This window comes from Okeania sp. (assembly GCF_983059655.1).
The window spans coordinates 3388-10965 of sequence record NZ_CEZPJD010000207.1 but is presented as its reverse complement, the minus strand read 5'-3'; the positions used below and the strand labels follow the sequence as shown (position 1 = coordinate 10965).

8 protein-coding genes are annotated in these 7578 nt (G+C 32.8%); 1 reads left to right on the top strand and 7 read right to left on the bottom strand.

Annotation, left to right across the window (positions count from 1 at the left end):
* Positions 1 to 657: 657 nt before the first annotated feature.
* The 7 genes from AC3DU7_RS13625 to AC3DU7_RS13595 form a co-directional block, all read right to left on the bottom strand.
* Positions 658 to 912 carry a hypothetical protein gene (locus tag AC3DU7_RS13625; RefSeq protein ID WP_488039880.1) on the bottom strand — a complete coding sequence of 85 codons (255 nt, stop codon included), beginning with the start codon at positions 910 to 912 and terminating at the stop codon, positions 658 to 660.
* Positions 913 to 943: 31 nt separating this feature from the next.
* Positions 944 to 1708: an RpnC/YadD family protein gene (locus tag AC3DU7_RS13620; RefSeq protein ID WP_488039879.1), complete on the bottom strand. Its 765-nt coding sequence runs from the start codon at positions 1706 to 1708 to the stop codon at positions 944 to 946.
* Positions 1709 to 1711: 3 nt separating this feature from the next.
* On the bottom strand, positions 1712 to 1942 hold the full coding sequence (locus AC3DU7_RS13615; RefSeq protein ID WP_488039878.1) for a hypothetical protein: 231 nt from the start codon (positions 1940 to 1942) through the stop codon (positions 1712 to 1714).
* A 176-nt stretch (positions 1943 to 2118) separates the two neighbouring features.
* The gene (locus tag AC3DU7_RS13610; RefSeq protein ID WP_488039877.1) at positions 2119 to 2622 is read right to left on the bottom strand and encodes a PIN domain-containing protein; all 504 of its coding nucleotides are present in this window, start codon (positions 2620 to 2622) and stop codon (positions 2119 to 2121) included.
* The gene (locus tag AC3DU7_RS13605) at positions 2615 to 2869 is read right to left on the bottom strand and encodes a UPF0175 family protein (RefSeq protein ID WP_287526894.1); all 255 of its coding nucleotides are present in this window, start codon (positions 2867 to 2869) and stop codon (positions 2615 to 2617) included. Before AC3DU7_RS13605 ends, AC3DU7_RS13610 begins: the two co-directional genes overlap by 8 nt.
* An 87-nt stretch (positions 2870 to 2956) precedes the next feature.
* Complete coding sequence (locus AC3DU7_RS13600; protein WP_488039876.1) at positions 2957 to 4009, bottom strand: HNH endonuclease family protein; 1053 nt, start codon at positions 4007 to 4009, stop codon at positions 2957 to 2959.
* A 63-nt stretch (positions 4010 to 4072) separates the two neighbouring features.
* Positions 4073 to 5023: a DUF262 domain-containing protein gene (locus tag AC3DU7_RS13595; protein ID WP_488039875.1), complete on the bottom strand. Its 951-nt coding sequence runs from the start codon at positions 5021 to 5023 to the stop codon at positions 4073 to 4075.
* A gap of 472 nt (positions 5024 to 5495) precedes the next feature.
* Between AC3DU7_RS13595 and AC3DU7_RS13590 the strand changes: the two genes are divergently transcribed.
* A partial coding sequence (locus tag AC3DU7_RS13590; RefSeq protein ID WP_488039874.1) for an Ig-like domain-containing domain occupies positions 5496 to 7578 on the top strand: 2083 nt, incomplete at its 3' end.

The window sequence follows — 7578 nt, the reverse complement described above, 5'->3', positions numbered from 1 at the left end:
CCGCTTGGGTTAATGCGGATTAGTTGGAAACAACATAGTTCTTTGACAAATCCGTATTTTCGTAGCCTCTCTATTACAGGAGATACTGATAACTGATAACTGATAACTGATAACTGAAGAGACCCCCCCGCTTGGGTTAATGCGGATTAGTTGGAAACTCCGTAGGGGCCAACGGCCGTTGGCCCCTACTTTGTTTTACCGAAATGAAAAGCGCTGTATGATATTATGGTCTAGTTATTGTTTGCTATATTTTTTGATGTTGGGTTTATCCTACGGATAAGCTGGCGCTAACGTTCCTCAACCCAACCTACTCTTTATTAATTGCTATCTGTTTCGATCTGGAGGTTTTCTAGGTCTATTTCTCCTGATATTAGTCTTTGTAGGTTGGGTTAAGCGATATAGCTGCCGCTAGGCTCCGCCAACGCGCAACCCAAAAATAACTTATATTTTTACCAACAGTGTTATTGCATTAGCGGTAGGTTTGCATTAGCAAGGGAGTCTGACAAAACAGTTAATTCCTAATTTTTATCTCTAACTCCCCGAAGTAATTTTATCAATAATTTAGAGTTATAAAAGATTGCTTCGGGGTATTAATTTGTTGTGAGTTATATTAATTAATTATCAACCCTTCTCTCACACTGAGAAATAGGAATTATGTTAATTTTCCCGAAATGAGTCATCTTTAATTAATTCCTCAAACTCTGCAACTGAATTAACAGTAATTGTTTCTACAAGTAACTGTTTTAGCAAAGCTAAGTCATTAATTTCATTAATAGCTTTTATCAGAGTTTCTGGCAAACTATTAAAGCGTTTTTCCAGTAAGTCGAGAATATTTTGTCTGCAAGTTGCTTTTGCTCCTATTTCCTGACCTCTTTCGATAGCTAATTCTTCCATAGTGCTTAAAAATTCCATTCTTTGTTCCTCCTCATATTGATTAATTTTGTTAATTTTCCCGAAATGAGTCATCTTTAATTAATTCCTCAAACTCTGCAACTGAATTAACAGTAATTGTTTCTACAAGTAACTGTTTTAGCAAAGCTAAGTCATTAATTTCATTAATAGCTTTTATCAGAGTTTCTGGCAAACTATTAAAGCGTTTTTCCAGTAAGTCGAGAATATTTTGTCTGCAATTTTCTTTTGCTCCTATTTCTTCACCTATTTGCTGACCTCTTTGTTGACCTATTTGCTGACCTCTTTCCATAGCCAATTCTTCTATAGTGCTTAAAAATTCCATTCTCTGTTCCTCCTCATATTGATTAATTTTGCTTTGAAAGTTTGATTCTAATTCTGGGGGTAATGTCATCATTTTATCAATGAATTTAAACAAATTGATAATATCAAACTTGGTTAAACCCTTTTCGTATAAACTTCTAACTAATTCCCATTTCCATTGCTCTCTTTCTGTCAGGTTACTTGTGGTACTCTTAGTTTTCAAATGTGCCATTACTATCATAGCAAATGGATTATTATTCGATTCTAATTCCTCCCATTGATAATCTAAAAGTTTGACTATGGCAAAATCCAATCTCATTTGACTGTTTCCTAAACCATATTCATAGAAATTTGGTCGCCAAGATGGGTTTTCATCTCCCAGTATAGCTAAACTAATTACTGGTTTATTGTAAAGGTCAAAAGCTCGATAGTTATAAATAAACATTCGTTGACTAAATTCTCGGTCATACTGACTTTGCACTTCAATATGAATCAAAATTCAGATTTCTCGATCGTCCAATAACCAAGCTTGAAATAATTTATCGGCATAACGCTTTTCTGTTGTTGCCGAGGCTGTAATTTGTTCTAATTCTTTATCTAGAGAAACAGGTTTTTTTTGCCAGTTAATAGAGACATGAATTTCTGGATAAAAGAAGCTGAGGAAAGATTCAAAATATTCAGAAATTGCTGCTTTCCACGGTTCATCATAATTAGCGGTTATTTCTGTCATTTTATTGTCAATTGTAGAGATGAATCTTTGTAGGTTGGGTTAAGCGACAGCGCAACCCAACAATAACTAATTATATTCTTATCTAATTATTTGTTGGCTATATATCTTTGATTTTGGGTTAAGGAACCGAAATCCAACCTACTCTAATTCTATTTTTACATAATTTTTTGGGTTTTCTACTCTGGATTTTCTCCTGCTTGCTTAAGGGCAAAATTAATGACTGTTTCACTTAAACGAATATTCCGGTTAAGCATTTTTTGAATAGCAGTTTTTATCGATAAAGGGTAGCCTTTCTGTTTAGCTCGGAGCAAAATACCAATGGAACCTGTAACAGAAAGACCGCTTAATCTGGCAATTCTTCTGCCAACTATTTCATCAATACAAACTGTCTCAATATTTTCATTTAAAGCAAGTTGAATTACCGACGCTTCTCCTCGGTCGAGAGAGTTAAGAAGTAGGGGAGAAATATTGAGTATAGATGATGATTTTTGTAGCCAAGTATCAGCTTGAAATTCTGCAACAGCAAAATTATTTGTGCCCCCAACTAATATTTCTTGGCAAACTTCAAGAGGTACATGAACTTCGCTATAAAGTGACTGTAAAATTGTTAAGTCATTCACGGCAGCAATAAGAGCAATTAAAGGAGAAGTATTAATCACAATTTTTTGGGGATTAGGCATTGTTTAAGTCAGATAATAATTCAGCTTCACTAAGGTCAATTATGGGGACTTCATAATCGTTTAATTTTAGTAAAAATGTGACTCTATCTACCCCTATTAATGCTGCAGCCATCCCTGATGAAAGTTGTTTAAGTTCATATAATTTGACTGCCATTGCCCATTTAGCCTCTTGTTCAAATTGTTCTTTAGTTTTACCTAAAGCATCGGGAAATGTTTCGGGGTAGTTGATAATTAGTTGTAAAGACATTTAATCACCTTCATCAAAAAATAAAACTTCTAAATCTTGACCGACATTTTATTGTGAATTGTAGAGATAAATTCTTTCCTAATGAGTTTAAAGTTTATATTTAATGATTAATTCCTCCTCAAAATCAAAAACAGTTAAAGCTTTTTTTATCCTCTCAAATTTTTTCTTACTGTCTAGATGTGCTTCTATGAAATAGGTCTCATTAATAGGAGCAGCTTGTCTGCACTGGCTGGGGTCTTTTGTAATATTTAGCTTTTCCTTTAAATCGGAAGTAAAGAATGTTTGAGGTTGTATTTCAAACAATTGTTTCATCACTTCTAAATATAGTTTACTGACTTCTGATATTTCTATTTTCTTATCAAAAAAGATAGCGTACTCTAACTTTTTACCAGTAGGTTCTTCGGCATCAAAAATACTAACTTCATTAAAATCTATTTCAGTGTTAGTTTTAATTTCTGGAAATGACCATACTTGCAAAAATCTTTCAGCGATTCTTTTTAATCTCTCTTCAATTTCTTCTTTTCCCCATTTATCTATTTCGCTTAAATAGCGATTCAACCAAAGTCTACTATATTTATAACCTTGCTCTTCGCCATCTATATTCATATCTCTTTTAGAAGTAAATGTTTTATTTCCTAACTTACCATTATTGCCAGAAAGAGTTAAATTAGCAATAATATTCAAATAATTATCTTTAATCGAATTAAATTCTTCCGTTCCTAATTCTGCTTCCCACTGTGGCTCAGGATTTTGAGGAAATATATGTTCTATAGTAATGTCATTATTTTCTTCAATTTTGACAGGTTCCTTGTTTTGATAATTTTCTAATCGCTCTAAGCAATAAATTCTATTTTTTGCCTTGATGCCATACATATCTTTTTCTCGAAGAGCATTTATTACTTCATGATTTCTAGGAAATCTTTGGTAGCCTTTTTTATTAATCAAGGCTGATTGAATAGAAGTTAAATAATCTTCTGGATTAACATCTTCATAAAGGCGCATAAAAATTTTATTAAGTGAATTAGGTGCTAATCCAACAATAAATCTTCTCCATGTAAATGATTGAATTAACTCTAAGACATCAACAAATGTTTGTTTAGATATTAAACGGCTGGAATAGTCATCATATACTTTCAACATAAATGGATAAGTAACATTAATTTCTAAGCGATTAATATATTCTAATTGTAATCTAATTTCTCGTTATGGCTCATGAATAGGATTTACTAACTTGTGATAGTATTTGGCAAATTTTTTGATAGGCTTCAGATTATTTTCTACATCTTCAACGGTTGTTGATATTGGGTATTTTAATTTAAACTCTTGATAAACTTTATTTTTGTTAGGAATTTTCTTATTTTCAAGGGTTAAATAATCTCGAATGTAGTCAGAAACTTTAGTAGAGTTTTTGGATTCATCTCTGGCGTTTTTTTCAATAGATTTCCAATAATTTCTGTAAATATTTTCTTGTGATTTAGTTTTAAGACCCATTAATATATAGTTTCTGATTAAATCTGATTGAGATAATTCAAGACCTGTGGAATTCAGACTTTCAAATATTCTTTTGGGGTCGTCTTTTCCCCTTTCTAGAGATATTTCCACAAACATTAATTTATTCAATCCTGTCTGTATAATTTCATAGTTTTCTTCAGATATTCTAGAGCGAAAGTAGTTGAAATTATCAACTAACCGTGAGAAGTCTGAGTATTCTTCTTGATTGTCAGTATCTAATAGAGATTTTAAAATTTTCTCATTATTTTCTGTTGGTCTTAATTTTAATTTTTCTTCATCCTGAGCAAATTCATTAATTAGGTATGTCTTATTTATCCGATTAGCTAAAGCTTCCTTCTGCAATTCTTTTGCTAATCTGTAAAGAACTAAATAAATTAAAGTGACAGTGGTTAAACGTTGTTGCCCATCAATAATAGTTAGTTCCCTGATTCCTGAAACTGAGTAAATATCATCATGTATATAAACAATGCTTCCAATAAAGTGAGCATTTAGTTTTTCTTTTTCGCCAAGTTCAAAAATATCATCTAACAGTTGTTTACATTGAGCAGAACCCCAATCATAATTTCTTTGATAAATTGGGATAACAAATTGTGTATCATTTTGAGAGAGAAATCTATGGAGATTAACTTCGTTGGCTTTCATATCTAATTTCAAGCAGATGAGATAGATAAATTTATTTGTAAATCTTACTATGAAGCATAAAAATTAGCAAGAAAATCTGCTTGATATGTTTTTATCTATAAATATTCTTCTATATTTTCTCCGAGGGTCTACTTAAAGATTTTCATAAGTACTAGAAAAATATAATGTCGATCGGGTTTAGGTCTCTAACTTCCCAAAGCTCTTTTTCTTGTTCTGTATAATTTGCTGGTATTGCTTGATTAAATTATTTAAATCAAATATTGCTGAAGTTAAGGCTTTTAAGGATTTATTCCTTAACTAACTCATCAACGCTTTTATTAAGAAAATATACAAAAACATTAAAAATTTTCAATTGTCAGTTTTAATTTTTAGAGATATAATTATGTACCATAAATAGATAAACTTATCTATCTTATTCAGGAAATTAACCTCTAATAATTGTAGGTAAAAACTATCTTCAAATCAAACAAATATGATGCTTAAATATTGGAAACATTTTTTACTAGGATTATTCCTAGCTTTTGCCATTGCAGCTTGTGGTTTTTTTAACACAAGTTCAAAACAGGCAAAGTTACCCATGGTAGATTTAATTATTACTCCTCCACTACCGGAGTGGATAGAACAAATTAGTCCGACGGGAGAAGCGGAACTTTTAAGTCAAATTCGGATTCGGTTTAAAGAACCTTTAATTCCTTTGGAGACTTTAGATTCTCCAGAACAACAGGAGAAACTTAAAAAGTTTGAAATTTTCCCAGAATTACCTGGTCAATTCCGATTTTTGACTCCGAAAATGGTAGGGTTTCAACCTGCGGAGGCTTTGCCAAAGTCTACGAGAGTAAAAGTTACTTTGAAGGCTGGTTTATCCGACCTGAAAAATCATCAATTAGATGAAGATTTAGCCTGGACTTTCAATACTGAACCAGTTAAATTAACGAATTTACCAACTACTAAGCAGCAAAATAGAACACCACAACCAATTGATATAAATCCGACGTTAAAATTTACTTCAAATGTGGAGTTGGATGTAAATTCAATTGAGGAAAATTTAAAACTTTTACCAGAGGGAGAAACAGAAACTTTACCTTTGACAGTTAGTTTAGAAACATTGGAAACTAATGAGGAGGAAGAAGAAGTTATTACAGAAGAATTTGACTCTTCATTCCGTCAGTGGAATTATTCGATCGCTCCCCAAACTACTCTAGAAAAGGGTACTAAATATCGCCTGGAATTTGACTCGGGAATTGAACCTGTAAAAGGTAATTTACCCAGCCAAACACCTTTTGTCAGTGAAGTAGAAACTTATTCTGCTTTTGAATTTTCTGAACTGAAATTTTCCCAGGGTGGCGGTAGGTTTGTTAAAGGTAATCCCATGTTGGAATTTAATCATGGTGTTGTACCTGAATCAGCATTAGAAAATATTACTATTGAACCAGAACCAACAGAGACAAAAAATCTGATTCAAGCTTATGATGACTATAATGTTGTTAGTTTCAATCCTTGGGCATTTGAACCCGATACAAACTATACAATTACTATCGGCGCTAATCTCAAAGATAAATTCGGGCAAGTATTAGAAAAGCCTGTTACTTTGAATTATCAAACAGGAGATTTAGTCGGAAATCTTTCGGTACCTGTGGGTTTAAATATTTTTCCTTCTAGTCAGGATTTACAATTAAATATTTCCACAGTAAATTTGCCAGATTCGGAATATCAAGCAGCTTATCAAGTTATTAAACCAACAGATTTGGTTTACGCAGAATCGGCTTATCCCAGAAGAGATAGAAAAAATTTATTACCAGCAAATGAAAAGTGGCAAAACTATCCTGTTTCTGGTGAAAAAAATCAGATTAAAGAAGTAGCAGTTCCCCTCAGAGAACAACTAGGCGGTCAGACAGGAATGTTGGCTTATGGGGTAAAAGCACGGACGAGTTCTTATGAACAAAATGGTCAACAAAAATGGCAGGAACCAAAATTTTATGGATTGGTACAACTGACTAATTTGGGAGTATTTGCTCAGTGGTTTCCAGAGTCGGGAATTATTCGGGTAAATCATTTAGATGATGGTGCGCCTGTTGTGGCGGATGTGGAGATTTATCAATCTCAATTAAATGCTAAATCTCAGCCTAAACCTACTATTTGTGCCACGGGAAAAACTGATAAAAATGGTTTACTTACCCTCTCTCAAACCGACTTACAAAAATGTATGAACGGTCGGCGTTTTTCCCAAGCACCGGAATTATTAGTAATTGCCAAAGAAAACGAAGATTGGGCTTTTGCTAGAACTAAAGAATATAGTGGTACTTATGGTTATGGGATTTATTCTGGTTGGGATAGTGGCAAGGCTGAATCGCGGGGTACTATTTTTTCTGATAGAGAACTTTATCAACCAGGGGAAAAAGTTTGGTTGACTGGAGCTGCTTATTATTTGGAAAATGGTAACTTGAAACAAGCGGAAAATATGGATTATCAAGTAACTATAAATAATCCAGATGGAAATAAGACAAATTTAGGTACTCAGACTACTAATGAATTTGGTACTTTCTCTCTAGAAATTC

Bases quoted from the DNA above. Each gene is read 5' to 3' on its own strand.
- AC3DU7_RS13600 (WP_488039876.1), bottom strand. From the start codon at position 4,009: ATGTTGAAAGTATATGATGACTATTCCAGCCGTTTAATATCTAAACAA.
- AC3DU7_RS13625 (WP_488039880.1), bottom strand. From the start codon at position 912: ATGGAATTTTTAAGCACTATGGAAGAATTAGCTATCGAAAGAGGTCAG.
- AC3DU7_RS13605 (WP_287526894.1), bottom strand. From the start codon at position 2,869: ATGTCTTTACAACTAATTATCAACTACCCCGAAACATTTCCCGATGCT.
- AC3DU7_RS13610 (WP_488039877.1), bottom strand. From the start codon at position 2,622: ATGCCTAATCCCCAAAAAATTGTGATTAATACTTCTCCTTTAATTGCT.
- AC3DU7_RS13615 (WP_488039878.1), bottom strand. From the start codon at position 1,942: ATGACAGAAATAACCGCTAATTATGATGAACCGTGGAAAGCAGCAATT.
- AC3DU7_RS13595 (WP_488039875.1), bottom strand. From the start codon at position 5,023: ATGAAAGCCAACGAAGTTAATCTCCATAGATTTCTCTCTCAAAATGAT.